The organism is Biformimicrobium ophioploci (assembly GCF_030270605.1).
Lineage (GTDB): Bacteria > Pseudomonadota > Gammaproteobacteria > Pseudomonadales > Cellvibrionaceae > Biformimicrobium > Biformimicrobium ophioploci.
Genome location: NZ_BSYJ01000007.1, coordinates 24026 through 42950 on the forward strand (window position 1 = coordinate 24026; position 18925 = coordinate 42950).

The window sequence follows — 18925 nt, forward strand, 5'->3', positions numbered from 1 at the left end:
GGCGCCGGCATCTTGCACCAGCGTTACGGAATTTGAGGCGTGTATATATACCACGGGCTGTCGTCAAAAAAAGCGGAAAGACGCACAAGGTGACAGACGGCAGCAATCAGCGGATTAGCGTGCCTGAAGAAAGGAAATAATGAGGAAAACGTTGCGGGCGAGCGCCCGCAACTGATTAAGATTTGACCGGTGGTGCAATTTTACTAGCAGTGCTTGCGCCAGCAGTTTTCCGCCGCACTATCGACATCACCGCTATTGTCCCGGTCCCAGCCACGGGCGCCGGAGGAAGACAGGCGCAACAGGCCGTCGGACGCCTGCATGGTGCCGGAAATTGGCACCGCCTCCAGGGTAAAGGTACTGCCGTTGGCCTCGGTGATAAAAATATTGTAAAGCTTGTTGGCGCTGTCCACCGGAGACTGCGCCGGGAAGATAGTCGGTGTCGCGCGACTGGTTATCGGCGCATTGTTTCCATCCGCCCCGATAAAAGTACCCTTCTCGGTAAAATGGCGCTGCATCGCCAGGGCGCAGTTCTGCAGGTCGCCCTGTGCCGCCGCCCGGTTACTCGCACGGGCCTGCGCCTGATAGCTGGGTAACGCAATCGATACCAGCACAGCGACAATCACCACCACAATCATCAGTTCGATCAGGGTAAAACCCCTTTGCTTTTTCATTGTGCCTCCTGCACATGGAGGTTCGCGCTCCCTGCGAACCCGGTTTCAGGCGATATTCCTAATCAGGCCGCAGCTCGCGCCAGGCCAGGCGCCCTTCCCTGCTGGCAAACTGCACCTGGATCTCCCGGCTTTCCACACTTCCATCCGATGTCGGCGTAAACTGGCGATCGCCGATAAAACCGGACTTTGCGGGGATACCACTGGTCACTCTTACACCGACAAAACCAAGATCGCTTTCGTCAATCGTCCCGTCCCCGGTTCCATCGATAACTGGATAACTGTCGGGTGCGAGCCCGGTATTGAAATCCACGGACATCAACCAGCCTTCGCCACCAGATGAACATTCATCCTCTTCAGGTATCGCAGTATTGAAAAACAAGATTCGCCGACGCAATGAGGGGTCGGTGACAACGCGCTCGCCTCCGGTCAAGTTGATCTTCCAGCCGAATTGCGTCGTCCAATCTACGAGCGTCTGATCGGATTTTTCTACGCTGCGTACCGGACTGCCAGTAAGTCTGCGAAGAGCCAGGTCGTTACTGTCTAAATCTGCCCGCCCCGCATCCCAGACTGCATAAAATCCCCGAGCAGTGGTATCCACAATATCCTCTACCGTCAGATATTGGCCGGTGCCGAAAAGTACCAGTATGTTTGGCAAAGGTCCGTTCTGGGCTTCAAGATTGCGTGCCAGGATTGGCGCTGACGTGATTGGTTCACCTCCAGTCTTGAACAGCGGGCTATTGCCATAGGCCAGATCCCAGTCCGAATCATTGGCAGAGGACACATCGAATGCCCACATATTGCCGAACAGGTCCCCGGCATAGATTCGGTCCACATCGCCATCACCATCTAGGTCACCAAGGGCGGGTGAGCTGAGCCCGTTCAGGTTGCCGCTGTCACCCTCGTTGGTGCTGATCTTGACGAGATCTCCGGCTTCCCAGGTTCCGTCTTCTACACCCCTCTCGATGTAAAGAATATAGAGCGCGGCATCGCCCTTGGTGCTGTTATAGCCATTGCCAAAGATAACCGCCCACTCGCCATTGTTCATCAACGCAACCCTGGCCCTACTGAAGGAGAAACCAAGTGAACTTGTGTCCCCTCCCAAGAGAGCAAGATCATCCTCTTCAGTGAATTCCCAAAGCACGATATCTGCGGGGTTATCCGTGCCGAAAGTCTCCGGACTGGTAATATCCAGCGCAAAGTAGCCCTTACCCCCGGCGCGATACCCGCCCACCAGCATGCTCATCCAGGCAGGCGTCACTCCGCCGGTTTTGTCGATATATACATCGGATATTGTCGGCGTCAGGTCCACATAGAAGTTGTGCGCATAATTTGGAAACGTCAGCGCATGCAGGCCTTCAAACTGCGTATCGCTATACAGCGCTTCTGGCACGTAGGCGATCACTTCCTCGCCATCAATTGCACTGAAGCCGTGCAACATGCCATCGTTCGCACCGACGTAAACCACCGGAAGCCGGCTCTCATTTACACCTGAAAAGAAACCGTACGATTCATCAGCGACAGGAAAGGGCGCCTGGTTAGGCCAATCCATAGAAGGCTGGCCGACGTAAACTGGCGTGGAATGTACGATATCACCAAGTATCGACTCTCTCTTGCGAAAGCCTTTCCCATTGGGCAGCTCATCAACGGTAGAGCCCCGCAGATAATTAATGCGCTGCGTGCTGAATCCGTCCGGCATCAATGGATCAGCATCGTCAAAATTCAGATCATCCTCGGCACGCCCATCGGGAGAACCGGCTATTCCTGTAGGAGAAAATTCAACTCCCTTACCGTCATTCGAGGTAAGAACCACTCGATTTCTATAGGAGCCAACGGTAGGCTCTTCGCTACTTTTGTACCTGTCGTCAAGTTTCTCTCCCGCCTCCCAAATTGGCGTGGTATTTATGTAGCCATTTCGCGCGATCGAACGTGCAAATAACTTGCCTGTCCAGTCGCTACTATCAAACTCGGCCGAATACATGACCGCACCCGTTTCCAACGAAGTAGAGTTGAAAGCCACTGAGGAAGCGGTACTCACCCGATCACCGATTGACCCAATGGTGCTTTCTATGGCATTTGCCAACTGTGCGCCGTCCGGCACACGGAATAAACCTCCACTACCGCCCTGTACCGCAGTAGCCTCCAGTAGGCTTTCTGCGCTCGAGCCTTCATCGGTAAAACCAACCACATAGATGCGGATGTTATTTCTTACATCCTCGCCTTCGCCGTTGCCCAGAACAGGGCGAAGATCGATATCGAACAGCGCAGCAGCTACATCATCGACACTGGTATTACCTGCGGGATCCTCCTCCGATTCAGTATCATTGTCATAGTCCGCTATCAGAGCGCTCACACCGGAGTCGTTTGTCGGCAGGCCGTCGGTCAAAGCCACAAGAAAATTTTGCTGGCAATATTTCTGTATCGCCTGGTTTGCGCTGGTGGGCCTGCTCGTCTCATCCGAATATGACGGTTCCAGCGCAAAAACCTCATCAGAGGATGCCGGAGTTGGAGACGATGTATCCGGATTCAGGGTCAACGTCCGAGTAGCACCACCTTCGATAAAATAGTTACCGATTGACTCGAGCGCTCCGCCGATTGGTGAGTTCCCCGAGGCGACAATACCTTCAACCGCTACCTTAAGATTGCTCCCACTGGTGGCCACATCAGAAAGCCCCTGAAGTATCCTCGCGCGGTCACTCGTACCGGCCTCATTAGTCGCCCCAACTGTCTCGGAATCTAACTTTGAAACACCAATACGGAAGTTATCCAGACTTGAAATCACAGAACTGGCCGCTTCCTTGGCAAGATCTATTCGCCGGCTGGTGCCTTCTTTCTGCGTTGTACCTGCGCTGAAAACACCGGTCGTTTCGGAGAAATACCAGTTCAGAAAGTGGCCCGTATAAAATGCGTCGTAAAGGGAGGTTGTCGCGAGACCCTGATAGTCTGAAAAATCCGTAAAGAGCACCGCAGTGTACAATTGATCGGCAATAAAGCACTTGCTGCCGGTATCTACCAGGCTATCTCCCCAAACAAGCCAGCTATCAACAGCAGCTGACTGCGCATTGTCCGGATCGGTGAACCGCGCTCTCCCGGCGCCATCTATACCAACCACCAGTTTGTCCACTATTGGAAATGGATCGGAACAACTTAAAAACCGATCGTCATTCGGATTGTAGGAAGCAGGCGGCACAATGTGATTCATCGAAGAAGACGAATCAACAAACAACATCAGATTATGATCAATGGTTCCGGTAGTCACCAGCGGGACATTTGATATAGTCCCCGGGGCTGCAGACACCAGACTGCTGGCAGTTATTAGCCCTGCGGAAAATATATGAGCAACGCTTTTTAACGCGCCCTCACTGTAATTCGATAAATGCATGCTGCACTTCCCTGTGCTGACCCGGAAAACGGTTACAGTCGCGTTCCATAGTGTGTAGTTATATAGCGCCTGGTACTGGTAGACAGCCCTTCCCCCATTGCCACAATGCGGAACACCTGGATAACACCTATGCCGGTATCCTCGCCATAACCAAGGCCGGCATTGATATCACCGGGGTTCACGTCTTCTGAGGCAGTTCCCGATATTTCAATAAAATAACGGTACCGGTACTCCTGACCATCGACAGTTACCGTCGTCCCCTGGCTGTTAGCGGAACCCCAGGTAAGAGTATCGGTATAATCCTCCGGTCCTGAGCCCTCACTGTAGTAACCACCTGCTCCAGTCGCACTGAATCCAGTTGTCGTTACCATCTTCGATATTTCCGCTTCCGCAGCTCGGGCGCCCATTTCGGCCATCTGCAGCGCAACTGCAGCGTCACGCGCTGCGAATGTCATCTTCTCTTCGAGCAATACCGTTTTGGATGCGGACACACCAATCAGGGTCAGGATCAACAGTATGATCAGGCTAACGATCAATACCGCCCCTCTTTGCCGGCCTGGTCTTGGGCTCCCTCTAAAGCTGTTCATAGCTGCCCCCGATTACGGATTTTGCTCACGACCGTATAGGTCTTGTGCAGCATGCCATCTGTGTAGCTCTTTGGGTTTTCGTCAAGGTCCAGAAAGTCAAATGTTCCAACATTTACCCGGCCTGCGCTGTTCACGGTAAACTGGGCCCGGATCGCTATTGCTTGCTGCATGTTAGCTTCATAGCCGGGGGTACTTGGATCCGGTGCTGGCAGCCAGGTATCGACCGCTTTATTGCCAGTGGTATCCCTGCCGTACAGCAACTGCATATCATCGACATTGGGGACCAACTCCAGGATCTGCCCATTCTCGCTTAAGTAGAGGCTGTTACCCTCACCAATCGTGCTGGCTGATATAAAAAATGTCCGGGTCACCGGGCGCAGTATCTCCGCATCAATACCATAGAATTTCTGGAATTCTTTGGTTTCGTTATCGACACAACCTTCACAGTTATTGTTGCCAACGTGGTGCTGAATCGTTTTTTTGCCGGAATTGCCCGGACCGCCCTGCTGCACACCGGTTATGGAAAACAACTCACCGGAATCGCAGTCACTCAAAAGCACGATATCGCCCTGTTCCAGCTCGCAGTTGGGAGCCACGTGAAAAGCCGCGGCCTTCAACGCAGTGTGCTTTCCGCTTCCGGTACAGAACCCACTTGTCCCTCGCAAGGTCAGGATGTCCGTGCCATCGACGACCGGGTATGCCCCCACCTGCTCCCCTGTCACGTTATCCAGACCGATCACGCCACGGTTCCTGTTACCCAGATCGAGCTCACCATCCCAGTCCGGATCGGCGTCCTCTGATGAAACATTGGGTGGTACTTTCAAATGATTGCGATGGCCGGGCGCACAACCCCAATAATCTGCATTACGGATTTCCAGTGCCATAAAGTCGGAAGCGAGCCGACCACTCTCCTGAGCCCGCGCAAAACCATACTGCAGTAGCTGGGTACGCTTGTTACCGTCGAATATCTGTATCACCCCCAGAAGTAGCAGCGACGCAAGCAAGATGCCCACCATCAGCTCCACCAGGGACATGCCTCTCGCATGCCTAAGCAGACTTGTATTCACAGCTCCACCTCCAGAAAGAAACAGCCTGTGTTTTGGCAGTCATCATTTGCCCTGGCCGCTCGTTTCTCTCCCGTATCGCCCTCCTGCCAACTGATGATCACCTGAACGGTTCGACCGTTTACACGGGAGATAGTCCCGACACCCTCCGGTAGATCCGCGGCAATCAACTCACCCCACTCATGCAGATCGAGGTCGGCCAGCCCCATGATTGAGCAGCCGACGCTGCAGTCCAGATCTTCACCATCACCAGGAACAGATTTATCACTGTAGTGACCGGCGAAGACTCCATCAGGATTGGCCCGCATGCGCTCGGTAATGTCATAAGCGGCAAGTGCGGCGATATAACGCATATGGGTATTGCTGTTGTTACGCATACTCACCATCTGCGTCGCAGATAAGCCGAGCAGCCCAACTGCCATGACAAAGATCGTGATCAAAACTTCTATCAGCGTGGCGCCACGTGCGCCTTGCGGTCTTCTCATCATCAGCTCGCTGAGCCTCCGCAGATAATTTGGCTGGAGCCGATCACGCCAGATGCGAGCACCGTGATCTGCCTACCGCGCTCACCATCGCGATCATCACAAAGCTGCAAAACTAAACTGGTGCCGAGACTGGTCTGGCCGCTGCCGCGAAAGGAAAAATTTGGAGATGCCGAACCGCCAGCGACAACAATGAATGGCGCCACTGCAGGAATATGCACTTCCCGCAGGTCCTGTTCCGCACCGTTTTTCGCCCCATCACCGTCATCGTCTGCCCAGACAACGATACCCCGTGCAATCCCTGCCGGATCCGGACGCACACCAACCGCAGAACCGGTTCTGACGGCTTCCGCACGGGCGAACTGCAGGGTACCAATCAGGTCATTGCTGCTCGCGGTGATACGGTTGTTCTTCACCAGGTTGGTGAAAGAGGGCACGCCGATGGTCAGCAGGATCGCAATGACCGTAACCGTGACCATCAGCTCGATAAGGGTGAAGCCCGCCGCCTGCGGCAGCTGCCTGAATTTGCGATACACGCGCCATGCCTTTATTCATTATTCCGGCATGAAGCTATAGCAGCCCGACAAGGCCGTGGGGAACGGGTTGTGATGTGCAATGACAACGGGGGATGAGCGTAAAAAAAACCGGGACAAGCGGTAGCCGGCCCCGGTTTTTCTGATCGACTGCCTGGATTTTCTGGCGCGCTTTAACGCAGCTCTTTAGGCAGGGAGAAACTGATATTTTCCTCGCGTCCCGCAAGCTCCTGTGGCAACTCCGCGCCCAGCTCGCGCAGGCGATCGATGACACCCTGCACCAGCACTTCCGGCGCGGAAGCGCCGGCGGTAATGCCGATGGCATTCTTGCCGCGCAACCATTCCTCACGGATATCGCTGGCGCCATCGATCAGCTTGGCTTCGGAGCCGCAGCGTTCCGCCAGCTCGCGCAGGCGATTGGAGTTGGAACTGTTGGGGCTACCCACCACCAGCACCAGCTGCGCTTCCAGCGCCAGCTGCTTGACCGCATCCTGGCGGTTCTGGGTGGCGTAGCAGATATCATCCTTGCGCGGTCCGCGGATCTCCGGGAACCGCGCGCGCAGGGCCTCGATGATTCTTGCAGTATCATCCATGGACAGCGTGGTCTGGGTCACATACGCCAGGTTGCCCGGGTTACGTACCTCGAGCCTTGCCACGTCCGCTTCATCTTCGACCAGGTAAATGGCGCCGCCCTTGCTGGCATCGAACTGGCCCATGGTGCCTTCTACTTCCGGGTGGCCCTCGTGGCCGATCAGGATGCACTCACAGCCTTCCACACTGTACTTGGCCACTTCCATATGTACCTTGGTGACCAGCGGGCAAGTGGCATCAAATACCTTGAGCTGACGGGCTCGCGCCTCTTCCTGTACGGCCTTGGAAACGCCGTGCGCACTGAAGATCACGATCACGTCGTCGGGTACCTGCGACAGCTCGTCTACAAATACCGCGCCGCGCTCGCGCAGGCCGTCCACTACAAACTTGTTGTGCACCACTTCGTGGCGGACGTACACAGGTGCGCCGAACACGTCGAGGGCACGGTTGACGATATCGATTGCGCGGTCAACACCAGCGCAGAAGCCACGGGGATTGGCGAGACGAATTTCCATAACCAGATTTTCCGAATGAGGTATTCCGAACTACGTGATCCGATCAGTTAACCGGGGAGACGTCCAGGATCTGTACCTGGAATACCAGGTCGCGGCCTGCGAGCGGGTGGTTGAAATCCACCGTCACCTCGTCGTCGCCAACTTCCTGGACCACGCCAGGCAGCTCGCCATTGCCTGCATCAAATGAAACCACGAGGCCCGGCTCCAGCTGGATATCGACGGCAAAGTGGTCCCGGCGCACCTGCTGGATATTGCTCGGGTTGTGCTGGCCAAAACCGTGCTCCGGCAGGATCGTGAGTTCTTTCTCTGTACCGGCACCCAGGCCAAATAACGCCTGCTCGAATCCCGGCAGCAGGTTGCCGTCGCCTACATTGAAGACGGCTGGCTGGCCGGAGAATGTGGAATCGATCTCGGTGCCGTCTTCCAGCTTCAGGGCGAAGTGCAGGGTCACCCGCGTGTTTTCGCCAATAACAAGTTCACTGACTGGTGTGCTCATACCGCTGCACTGCCCTCTTTCTTGTCCTTGTCCGCCATAAACAACAGGTCGATGACCAGCATGGCGGCACCTATGGAAATGGCGATATCCGCCACATTGAAAACCGGGAAACTGAAGTTCCAGGCCTGGTAATACACATGAATAAAATCGCGCACGTAACCAAACACCACGCGATCATAGAGATTGCCAACCGCGCCACTCAGGATCAGAGCCAGCGCCAGCGGCTCCCAGCGCAGCTTCGCATCCAGCTTCCAGATCCAGCGAATCACAAACACGCTGAAGCCCAGCGCAATGGCCCCGAACAGCCAGCGTTGCCAGCCGCCGGCATTGGCCAGGAAGCTGAACGCCGCACCGCGGTTCTCCGCATAGGTAAAACGCAATACATCCGGAATTACCTGCATGGCGGGGCCAAACTCGAACAGGCCCTTGGACCAGGTCTTGGTGACCAGGTCCAGCCATACCAGCAGTGCCGCCAGCAGGTACCAGCGCCACGGATGGGCAAACAGTCTGAAGCGGGTATCAGGCATAGCTACGCTCTTCCCCTGCACCCGCCACGTTCTCCACGCAGCGGCCACAGAGTTCAGGGTGTTCACTGTTGCTGCCCACGTCCTCGCGGAAGTGCCAGCAACGTCCACATTTGCTGTGCGGCACTTTCTGCACGGCCACCTTGAGCCCGGCCACGTCCGTGTCATGTGCACCGGCCGCATCTTCCAGCGGCTGCACATTGGTGGAAGAACAGATCAGCACGAAACGCAGCTCATCTTCCAGGGCCTCGAGCTTGGTACGTAGTGCTTCGTCTGCATACAGCACTACGCTCGCTTCCAGGGAAGCACCGAGTGCACCGGCGTTACGCTGCTCCTCGATCACCTTGTTGACCGCAGTCTTGACCTGGGAAATCTGTTCCCAGTAGTACTGGTCCTTGCCGAAGTCTTGCGGCAATTTCTGCAGCGGATACCACTCCTGGGCAAACACCGAGTCTTCCGCATTGTTGCCCGGGATAAACGGCCACAGCTCGTCCGCGGTAAAGCTCAGAATCGGCGCGATCCAGCGCGTGAACGCCTGCACGATATGGTACAGCGCGGTCTGTGCAGAGCGGCGCGCAACACTGTCGGACTTGGTGGTGTACTGGCGATCCTTGATGATATCCAGGTAGAAGCCACCCATTTCCACCACGCAGAAGTTGTGCAGCTTTTGGTAGATCTGGTGGAACTGGTAATTGTCGTAAGCGCGGGTGATCTCTTCCTGCAGGCGCGCCGCAGCGTCCACCGCCCAGCGGTCCAGGGCCAGCATTTCTTCCGCCGGCAGCAGGTCCTGCTGCGGCTCGAAACCAGCGAGGTTACTCAGGAAGAAGCGCGCAGTGTTACGGATACGGCGATAAGAGTCCGCCGTACGCTTGAAGATCTCGTCGGAAACCGCCATCTCGCCGCTGAAATCGGTGGCCGCCACCCACAGGCGCAGTACGTCCGCGCCCAGCTTGTTGGCCACATCCTGCGGTGCGATGGTATTGCCGATGGACTTGGACATCTTGCGACCGTCCTTGTCCACGGTAAAGCCGTGGGTCAGCACCTGCCTGTAAGGCGCCACGCCATTGATGGCGATGGACGTCTTCAGCGAGGACTGGAACCAGCCGCGATGCTGGTCAGAACCTTCCAGGTAAAGGTCCGCCGGGAACTGCAGGTGCTCGCGACGCTTGATCACCGCGTGATGGGTCACACCGGAATCGAACCACACATCGAGGGTATCCGTTACCTTGCTGTACTGCGCCGCTTCGTCGCCCAGCAGTTCCGCCGGGTCCAGGTCGAACCAGGCATCCATACCCGCTTTTTCCACACGCTGCGCGACTTCTTCCATCAGGCGCGCGGTCTCCGGGTGGATCTCCTGGGTTTCCTTGTGGACAAATAGCGCAATGGGCACACCCCAGGTGCGCTGGCGGGAGATACACCAGTCCGGGCTGGCGCCGAGCATGCTGTCGATACGCGCCTTGCCCCAGGACGGGATCCACTGTACTTCGTCCGCGGCTTTTTCTGCGGATTTCAGCAGGCCGTTCTGGTCCATGCTGACAAACCACTGTGGCGTTGCACGGTAGATCAGCGGGGTCTTGGTACGCCAGCAGTGCGGATAGCTGTGCACCAGTTTTTCGCGGTGCAGCAGGTTGCCGTTGGCTTCCAGGGTTTCAATGATGCTTTCGTCGACCTTGTACACGTGCTGGCCGGCAAACAGCTCGACCGCATCGCGGTAGACACCATTGTCGTCGACGTAATTCAGGGTGCCAATACCGTACTTGTTGCCCACCTCGAAATCCTCGAGGCCGTGGTCCGGTGCTGTATGTACACAGCCGGTACCGGCGTCGGTGGTGACGTGGTCGCCAAGGATCAGCGGCAGCTCGTGGCCGTAGAAAGGATGCCTGACCTTCAGGTGCTCCAGTGCGCTGCCCTGGATACGGCCCACGATTTCAAACTGCTCGATACCCGCACGTGCCATCACGGCCTCGTGCAGTGCTTCTACCACCAGCAGGCGTTCGTCACCGGCCTGCACAACCACGTACTCGAGGTCGGCATTGAGGGAGACCGCCTGGCTGGAAGGCAGGGTCCACGGGGTGGTAGTCCAGATCACCACGGACAGCTTACCGCTGCCGGCGTGGCCCGCGGCCGCATCGGTGATAGCGACTTCGGTTTCCTCGGTGACCGGGTACTTCACGTCGATGGATGCGGACGTCTTGTCCTGGTATTCCACTTCCGCCTCGGCCAGGGCCGAGCCGCCCACCACACTCCAGTACACCGGCTTGAAGCCACGCGCCAGGTGGCCGTTCTCGACGATGGCGGCCAGCGCGCGGATGATGTCCGCCTCGAAGTCGAAGTCCATGGTCAGGTAGGGGTTATTCCACTCACCCAGCACGCCCAGGCGAATAAAATCTTTCTTCTGTCCTTCCACCTGCTTGGCGGCATAGTCGCGACACTTCTGGCGGAAAGTCTTTACATCCACCTTGGTGCCGGCCTTGCCGATTTTCTTCTCGACGCGGTGCTCGATCGGCAGGCCGTGGCAATCCCAGCCCGGAACATAAGGCGCGTCGAAACCGTCCAGGGTCCTGGACTTGATGACGATATCTTTCAGGATCTTGTTGACGGCGTGGCCGATGTGAATATCACCATTGGCGTAGGGCGGGCCATCGTGCAGGATGAACTTGTCACGTCCGGCGCGGGCCTCGCGAATTTTCTCGTACACCTTTTTTTCCTGCCACTGCTTGAGCATCTGAGGCTCGCGCTGGGCAAGGTTGGCCTTCATCGGAAATGCCGTTTTCGGCAGGTTCAGTGTCGCCTTGTAATCAACCACGTTCTTCTCTTTCGTCCAGATCCGGAAACTGTCCGGCGCAAGTGCTGCGCCTAATTTTTACCTGCAAACCAGGTTCGCGCGTCACGAAAATCCTGCGCAATCTGCGCCTTGAGGATTTCCAGCGACTCAAATTTTTGCTCATCGCGGAGCTTGTGCAGGAACTCCACCTCGATTTCGCGGCCGTACAGGTCGCCATTGAAATCGAACAGGTGCACCTCCAGCAGCGGTTTGGCGCCCTCGCCCTCAACCGTGGGGCGAAAGCCCACATTGGCGACGCCATCGATCACCGCGCGCGCGTCACCCACTGCGGAAAAATCCGCCGCGCGGGACATCCGTGCGCGCACCGTATACACCCCCACAAGGGGCGAACGGTAACGGTGCAGGTGCACATTTGCAGTCGGCGCACCGAGGTTGCGACCGAGCTGCCTGCCGCGCGCCACCAGCCCGGAAATCCTATAGGGCCTGCCCAGTAACCGCCGCGCCAGGGTGAAATCGGCATCTTGCAGGGCCTGGCGGATACGGGTACTGCTTACCCGCTCGCCGTCCACCAGCAAGGTTTCCGTATCCTCCACGGAGAATCCCTGCTCTGCACCAGCGCGCTGCAACATGGCGTAATCACCACTGCGGTCACAACCGAAGCGAAAATCGTCACCCACTACCAGATGGCGCACACCGAGCCCGTCGACCAGTACCTGCTGTACGAACTGCTCGGCAGTCAGGTTGCGCAACTGCGCGTTGAACTGCAGGCACAGCACGCGATCGACACCGGCCTCGAACAGCGCCAGCACCTTCTCCTTGAAACGCATCAGCCGTGCCGGCGCTCGTTCACCGGAAAAATATTCATGAGGCTGGGGCTCAAAGATGATCGCTACGGACGGCAACCCGAGGGACTCGGAGCGCCGCCCGAGCTGGCGGATGATGCCCTGGTGACCGAGGTGCACGCCGTCGAATGAACCAATGGTCGCAACGCAGCCACGGTGCCGGGGGCGCAGGTTGTGCAGCCCTCGAATCAGTTCGCGCGTTCCTGTCAAACCCGGTTCTCTCGCAGTTTCTCAATAAGCGGCGCAGTATACCCCAGCCGGCCTGAACTGGACCAATTTTTAGCCGGTGGCAGGGCCCACTCAGCTGCCAGAGGGGCGCAGGCGCAAGTCGCGCGGGCGCAGCCCGGCGAGCAGCAGTACCAGGCCGTAGGTAGCGCCGCCGGCGGCGACCAGCAGCCCCAGGCGCCAGCTGCGGTCATACCAGCCGAAGCTGCTCCAGTCCGGCCACTGTGACTGCAGCGCCCACAACACCAGCAGCATGGCGCCGATGGCGAGGGACAGGCGGGAGAGGTAACCACCCCAGCCAGGGGACCGATGGTATACACCATCGTTGCGCAGGCCGCGGTACAGCAGCCAGGCATTCAGCAGTGCCTGCGCGGCGGTGGCCAGTGCCAGCCCCATATGCCCCAGTTGCAGGTACAGGTGCAGCGGCACCGCAAACGCCAGGCTGAGCAGCATTTTGGCGGCAATTGCGATGATGCCGTAGCGCACCGGGGTGGCCGTGTTCTGGCGGGCGAAGTACCCGGGCGCCAGTACCTTGACCAGCATGAAGCCGAGCAGGCCCACACAGTAGGCGCGCAGTGAATAGGCAGCCATGTCCATATCGCGGGCCGTCATGGCACCGTACTCGAACAGGGTCGACAGGATGGGCTTGGCCAGGACCGCCAGCGCCACCGCAGACGGCACCGCGATCAGCACGATCATACGCAGCGCCCAGTCCAGGGTGGCGCGGAAGCGCTCCGGGTCATCCGCCGCATGCTGGCGCGACAGACTCGGCAGGATGACCGTGGCAATGGCAATGGCAAAGATACCCAGCGGCAACTCCGCCAGCCGATCCGAGTAATACAGCCAGGTCACGCTGCCGGTGGGCAGGAACGAGGCCAGCACCGTGTCCAGCACCAGGCTGATCTGGGTTACGGAGACCCCGAAAATAGCGGGCGCCATCAGTTTCAGGATCTTGCGCACGCCCGGATGTTGCCAGTCCCAGCGCGGCCGTGGCACCAGCCCCAGCGGTTGCAGGAACGGCAGCTGGAACAGCAACTGCGCCACCCCGGCTGCGAATACGCCCCAGGCCAAGGCCTCCACCCGAGGCTCAAAGTAATCCGCCGCAAACAGGGCAGCGCCGATCAATACCAGGTTCAACAGCACCGGCGCCAGTGCCGGCACGAGGAAACGGTCGTAGCTGTTGAGGATGGCGCCAGCCATGCCCGCCAGCGAGATCAGACCGAGATAGGCAAACGTGATGCGCAGCATATCCGACGCCAGCGCATATTTTTCCGGCTGGGCGTCATCCCACCACCAGCCAAACGCAAACACTGCGGTGACCGCAGGTGCAAAGATCGTTCCCAGAATCGTGACAAACAGCAGGGTGGACCCAAGCGCGCCAGCCACCCGATCCACCAGCTCGCGCACCGCCGCGGTACCGCCGCGTTCGCGATATTCCGCCAGCACCGGCACAAAAGCCTGCGAGAAGGCTCCCTCGGCAAACAGGCGGCGGAAGAAATTGGGGATCTTGAACGCGACGAAGAATGCGTCGGCGTGCGCCTCGGCGCCCATAAATCGGGCCAGTACGATGTCCCGCACCAGGCCGAGTACGCGCGATAACAATGTTGCGCCACCAACGACGGAACTGGAACGCAGTAGCCGATTTGCGGCCGGCGCTTTACTGGATTGGTCGTTTTCCGACAAAGGGGTATCCGGTCTGTTCAGGTGACGAGAGCTTGCCAGGTGACAGGGCGCGCCCTTTTTTGAGACTGCCCCTGCAATTTTGGTCCGAGTCTACGCGAGAGCCGAAAGCTAGTCACCACAATTGGCGCCAGCCCACTATACTGATTTTGTGATCCGCCGTGGCACCGTACGCCAAGCGCGGGTCGGCAAGGCATCGGCCCAGGTCGCAAGGACGCCTGCCATTTTTTGCCACAATTGACCCCTGCCTTGCCCGATTGGCGCCACGCCAATGTCTCTCTGCCTGTGTGTAATCACTCTCGAACAGGGCGCAAGCCCAACACACAGACAAGGAGAGAGACGATGAAAAAGATGTTGATGGCTGTAACCCTGACCACCGCAGTTGCCGCAACCGGCACCAGCCACGCGAGCGATTCTGTATTGAGCACTGACGCGAAGCAGGCAGCGGTCTTTTCAGGCATGACACTGGCGGGCGCCATTGCCGGCGGCCCCCTCGGAATGATCGCAGGCGCCCTCGGCGGTGCCTGGATGGGTGACAAAGTCGAACAGGCACACGAGGCAGATATGCTTGCAGAACAACTGGCGGCAAACCGCGAAGAACTGGGACTCCTGGCACAACAGCTCGACGCGGCAAAACTTGCTGCCGGCGCTGCAAACGAGGCAGTGATTGACGCGCTGCACGTGCAGATGCTGTTCGCCACTGGAGACGACGAGCTGGAATCCGGTCAACTGCGCCAGCTCGCCACCCTTGCCGAATTTCTCGGCCGCCACCCCGAACTGGAAATTCGGTTGGACGGACACGCCGATCCGCGTGGCACCGACGAATACAACAATGTACTGGCTGATCAGCGCGCGCTCAGCGTGCAGCGGGTACTGACAGAGTTTGGCATCGACGCCAGCCGTATACAGCGACATTCCCACGGCGCCGATGCGTCCACCTCGAGCAAGGGCGACGTCGATGGCTACGCCTTCGAACGTCGGGTAGATATCCGCATCGCTCCGGCCGATTCCATCGCGGGCATCCTCTAACCAGCTGCTCGCGACGGATCCCTGAAGGTTTTCCCGCAGCCCTACGGGGCTGCCTCCCCCTGTGCAACCCTTTGGAGCCCTGTGTATCCGGGCTCCCTTTTTGGGTTCACCCGTAGCGGTGCTCTTTTTAGCCCGGCTGCGTAATTCGCACAGCCGACTGAACCAGCCCCTGAATCAGCACCTGAATCAGCACCTGAATCAGCACCTGAACTAGTCTTGCTATAGGGAACAGCTTGAATTCATTCCATATGCAGCGTCTCGCCATCCTGATCACCACACTGTTGATAGTGACAATCAGCTGGGCGGTATACATGGTAAATGTTGGCCAGCAGCACCTACTGATCGACTTCGTGCGTGACCTGCCACACGGCGACAAGGTCGGGCATTTCCTGCTGTTCGGGCTGCTGGCACTGTTTCTCAATCTGGCATTGCGCTTTCGCTGCATTTCGGTCGCGCGCATTTCACTGCCGGTTGCCAGCCTGCTGGTATGCGGCGTTGCTGTGTCTGAGGAGATCAGCCAGATCTACCTGCCCACCCGCAGCTTTGACCTGATGGATATCGCTGCCGATTTTGCCGGCATTACCTTTTTTACCCTGCTCGGCTGGATACCGGTGGCGATCCATCGCCGCGTCCGCACTCCCAAATAGCGGTCGATTCAGGCATCATCAGGCCTGCTGTTGCACGCTAACAGACAGGGCGAAAACCCATACCCGATTCAATCCGATAACCATACCTATAAATAAGGAACAATTCCGATGAGTGCCGTCATTGCCATCGTCGAAGATGAACGCGCGATTGCAGAGAACTATCGCGATGCCCTGCGCCGCAGCGGCTTTAGCGTGCAGTTGTTCGAAACCCGCGCTGCGGCCATGGAATCCTTCCGGCAGAAACTGCCGGATCTTGCGGTGATCGATGTGGGCCTGGGCCATGAAATCGAAGGCGGCTTCGACCTGTGCCGCGACCTGCGCGCACTGGCTCCCACCCTGCCGATCCTGTTCCTGACCGCGCGCGACTCCGAGCTGGACATTATTTCCGGCCTGCGACTTGGTGCCGACGACTACCTCACCAAGGATATTTCCCTGCCGCATATGCTCGCACGTATCAACGCCCTGCTACGGCGCGTGGTGCTGATGAATGAAGCGCGCAGCGACACCGACGACTTACTCAGCCAGGGGCCGCTGGAGCTGGACAGTTCAAGGATGCTGTGCCGCTGGAACGATCAGCCGGTGGACCTCACCGTGACCGAATTCTGGATTGTGCACGCGCTGGCGAAACGCCCGGGGCATGTAAAGTCCCGCGGGCAATTGATGGAAGCCGCCCAGGTAGTGCTGGACGACAACACCATCACTTCCCATGTAAAACGGATCCGGCGCAAGTTCCAGGCACTGGACCCGGACTTCGACGCAATTGCCACTGCCTACGGCATGGGCTACCGCTGGCAGGCCGGCCCGGCGTGAACCTGCGCCGGCAATTACTGTTCGTCAGCCTGGCCACCCTGGCCCTGCCCTGGGCCGGTTGCCAGGCATTGCGCCAGATGGACGATGCACTTGCACAGAGCCAGGCCCGCGCCCAGGCGGCTACCGGCGACGCCATAGCCGCGCGCCTCGCCAGTGCGCAGTCAGTATTGCTGCCAGACGAGCGGCACCTGTCCGCAACCCCCGGGCAACAGCTGTTTGCCGGCGCCCTGCCCCACCCGCCACTGCTCGACGGCTATGGTGACGAATGGCGCAACTGGCGCATACCGCCGCGTGAGCTCCAGGCCGATGGCAACCCCATGGCACTCGCCACGCTCGGGCGCGCGAACGACCGGCGCCTCTACCTGTTGCTGACCGTGGCAGACACCACCCCGACCTTCCACAACCCGATGCGCACCGGCATTGCCAATGGTGACTATGTTGAATTACACAGCGGCGCGCGGCGATTCCGCCTGCCACTCAAGCCCAACGGCCAGGCCGAAGTCTGGCGCGAGTCCTGGCAAGCGGCACCGCAGTGGCGGCGCAATTACAGCCTGCGCGGGGAGTGGACCAGTACTGCCGGCGGCTACCAGCTGGAACTGGTCCTCCCGGCAGAATTTGGTACAGACGGGCTTGGCATCCGCGTAATCGACCGCACGGATAACAACAGCGCCCCAGCCCGCATTGCCAGTAGCTTCCACACCGATACACCCGGCCTGCTGGTGGAACCTTTACCCGAACTCGAAAAAGAGCTGAAGCATTTCCTGCGCCCGGGTATTGCCCTCACTGTCGTGGACCGCGAAGGGTTCCCGCTGGCGCAGGCGGGCCGAATCGAAACCGACACCGAAGGGCCCGCAGGCAACTGGCTGCAGCGCTGGTTTTACCTGCGCCTGCTGGACCGTAACCGCCTGCCGGCGCTGCCGGAAAGTTTCCCGGAAACCCTCACCCGCAATAAACAGGTGGCGATCGACTGGTATCTTGGCGCGGACGCCAGCCGCATCGCGGGCGTCAGCACCCCCATCATTACCCGCGCGGACGAGATCGCCGAGCGACCCCTGCTGGGTAGGGTCATCGTGGCCCAGTCAGGTACAGACTGGCAGTCGAGCGCCGGCGAAACGGCGCGCCGCATCTGGATAACCACACTGGCAGCAGTAGCCGCTGTACTGCTGGCGCTACTGGGCTACGCGAGCTGGCTGTCGTGGCGCATCCGGCGCCTGAGCCGCGCTGCGGAGACCGCGCTGGACAGCAGCGGCCGCCTACGCAGTGATTTTCCCAGGGCCCGACTCGATGATGAAATTGGCAGCCTGAACGATGCCTTCGCACAACTGCTGGGTGAGCTGGATCAGCACCACCAGTACCTGCGCACCCTGGCCAGCAAACTGTCGCATGAATTGCGCACCCCGCTGGCGATCGTGCGCTCCTCCCTCGACAATCTGGAGAGCACCGACCTGCCGGCCAGCGCCCGTGACTATGCGCGCCGCGCCAGCGAGGGTAGCCAGCGCCTCAGCGGCATACTCAACGCGCTCAGCGGCGCGCAGCAGCTGGAGGCGGGTATTGCCAGCGCGGAAAGGGAGGACTTTGACCTCGGCGACCTGCTGGATGTGCTGGCCAGCTCCTACGCTGACAGCCAGCCCCGGCACCATATCGCCATGCAGCGGCCAGCGGGCCCACTGCCGGCCCACGGCGCGCCGGAGCTGGTCGCACAGCTGCTGGACAAGCTGATCGACAACGCCTGCAGCTTCGCCCCGGCCGGAACCACCATCGAACTCAGCGCGGAGCGCGTAGCGGGCCACTACCGCATTGCTGTGAGCAATCCGGGCCCACCATTGCCGGAAGGCTTCGGCCAGCAGATATTCGACTCACTGGTTTCTATTCGCCCGGAGGCCCCCGGGCGCCTGCATCTGGGCCTGGGGCTGCACATAGCGCGGCTGATCTGCGAATTCCACGGCGGGCGCCTCGAGGCCCGCAACCGTCCGGACGGCAGCGGAGCCATTTTCGCGTTCTTGCTACCCGCCTGAAACGGACTCCCGGGACACAGAAAAGCCGATAACAGGGTCATGGCGAGTGG

Annotated in this window: 16 protein-coding genes; 4 read left to right on the forward strand and 12 right to left on the reverse strand. The window is 58.9% G+C overall.

The genetic code is table 11. The annotated features are described in order from the left end of the window. Nucleotides 1-203: 203 nt before the first annotated feature. The 12 genes from QSJ80_RS14500 to murJ all read right to left on the reverse strand — a co-directional run bounded on the left by QSJ80_RS14500 (nt 204) and on the right by murJ (nt 14377). Complete coding sequence (locus QSJ80_RS14500) at nt 204-671, reverse strand: type IV pilin protein (protein ID WP_285765192.1); 468 nt, start codon at nt 669-671, stop codon at nt 204-206. 58 nt (nt 672-729) lie between these two features. Continuing rightward, nucleotides 730-4050 carry a pilus assembly protein gene (locus QSJ80_RS14505; protein WP_285765193.1) on the reverse strand — a complete coding sequence of 1107 codons (3321 nt, stop codon included), beginning with the start codon at nt 4048-4050 and terminating at the stop codon, nt 730-732. 32 nt (nt 4051-4082) lie between these two features. Next, a complete protein-coding gene (locus tag QSJ80_RS14510) occupies nt 4083-4586 on the reverse strand; it encodes a pilus assembly PilX family protein (protein ID WP_285765194.1) in 504 nt (167 codons plus the stop codon). Nucleotides 4587-4633: 47 nt separating this feature from the next. After that, nucleotides 4634-5704 (reverse strand): PilW family protein, encoded by a 1071-nt coding sequence (locus QSJ80_RS14515; RefSeq protein WP_491624816.1) that lies wholly within the window; start codon nt 5702-5704, stop codon nt 4634-4636. Next, the gene (pilV, locus tag QSJ80_RS14520) at nt 5701-6189 is read right to left on the reverse strand and encodes a type IV pilus modification protein PilV (RefSeq protein WP_285765196.1); all 489 of its coding nucleotides are present in this window, start codon (nt 6187-6189) and stop codon (nt 5701-5703) included. Before pilV ends, QSJ80_RS14515 begins: the two co-directional genes overlap by 4 nt. Further along, nucleotides 6189-6719, reverse strand: a complete 531-nt coding sequence (locus QSJ80_RS14525) for a GspH/FimT family pseudopilin (RefSeq protein WP_285765197.1) — start codon at nt 6717-6719, stop codon at nt 6189-6191. Before QSJ80_RS14525 ends, pilV begins: the two co-directional genes overlap by 1 nt. Before the next feature lie 170 nt (nt 6720-6889). Then, nucleotides 6890-7822 (reverse strand): 4-hydroxy-3-methylbut-2-enyl diphosphate reductase, encoded by a 933-nt coding sequence (gene ispH / locus QSJ80_RS14530; protein WP_285765198.1) that lies wholly within the window; start codon nt 7820-7822, stop codon nt 6890-6892. A gap of 43 nt (nt 7823-7865) precedes the next feature. Beyond that, nucleotides 7866-8318: an FKBP-type peptidyl-prolyl cis-trans isomerase gene (locus tag QSJ80_RS14535; RefSeq protein ID WP_285765199.1), complete on the reverse strand. Its 453-nt coding sequence runs from the start codon at nt 8316-8318 to the stop codon at nt 7866-7868. After that, entirely contained in the window at nt 8315-8845 is a 531-nt protein-coding gene (lspA, locus tag QSJ80_RS14540) for a signal peptidase II (RefSeq protein ID WP_285765200.1), read from the reverse strand. The genes QSJ80_RS14535 and lspA overlap by 4 nt, the downstream gene beginning before the upstream one ends. Then, on the reverse strand, nt 8838-11648 hold the full coding sequence (gene ileS / locus QSJ80_RS14545; RefSeq protein WP_285765201.1) for an isoleucine--tRNA ligase: 2811 nt from the start codon (nt 11646-11648) through the stop codon (nt 8838-8840). Before ileS ends, lspA begins: the two co-directional genes overlap by 8 nt. A 50-nt stretch (nt 11649-11698) precedes the next feature. Next, nucleotides 11699-12679 carry a bifunctional riboflavin kinase/FAD synthetase gene (gene ribF, locus QSJ80_RS14550; protein WP_285765202.1) on the reverse strand — a complete coding sequence of 327 codons (981 nt, stop codon included), beginning with the start codon at nt 12677-12679 and terminating at the stop codon, nt 11699-11701. Between the two features lie 90 nt (nt 12680-12769). Next, complete coding sequence (gene murJ / locus QSJ80_RS14555; RefSeq protein ID WP_285765203.1) at nt 12770-14377, reverse strand: murein biosynthesis integral membrane protein MurJ; 1608 nt, start codon at nt 14375-14377, stop codon at nt 12770-12772. A 339-nt stretch (nt 14378-14716) separates the two neighbouring features. Here murJ and QSJ80_RS14560 point away from each other — a divergent pair, with 339 nt between their 5' ends. The 4 genes from QSJ80_RS14560 to QSJ80_RS15655 all read left to right on the forward strand — a co-directional run bounded on the left by QSJ80_RS14560 (nt 14717) and on the right by QSJ80_RS15655 (nt 18875). Beyond that, a complete protein-coding gene (locus tag QSJ80_RS14560; protein ID WP_285765204.1) occupies nt 14717-15403 on the forward strand; it encodes an OmpA family protein in 687 nt (228 codons plus the stop codon). A 233-nt stretch (nt 15404-15636) separates the two neighbouring features. After that, entirely contained in the window at nt 15637-16050 is a 414-nt protein-coding gene (locus tag QSJ80_RS14565; RefSeq protein WP_285765205.1) for a VanZ family protein, read from the forward strand. Between the two features lie 108 nt (nt 16051-16158). Continuing rightward, nucleotides 16159-16860: a proteobacterial dedicated sortase system response regulator gene (gene pdsR, locus QSJ80_RS14570; protein ID WP_285765206.1), complete on the forward strand. Its 702-nt coding sequence runs from the start codon at nt 16159-16161 to the stop codon at nt 16858-16860. Nucleotides 16861-17930: 1070 nt separating this feature from the next. After that, entirely contained in the window at nt 17931-18875 is a 945-nt protein-coding gene (locus tag QSJ80_RS15655) for an ATP-binding protein (protein WP_434219188.1), read from the forward strand. Nucleotides 18876-18925: the final 50 nt, after the last annotated feature.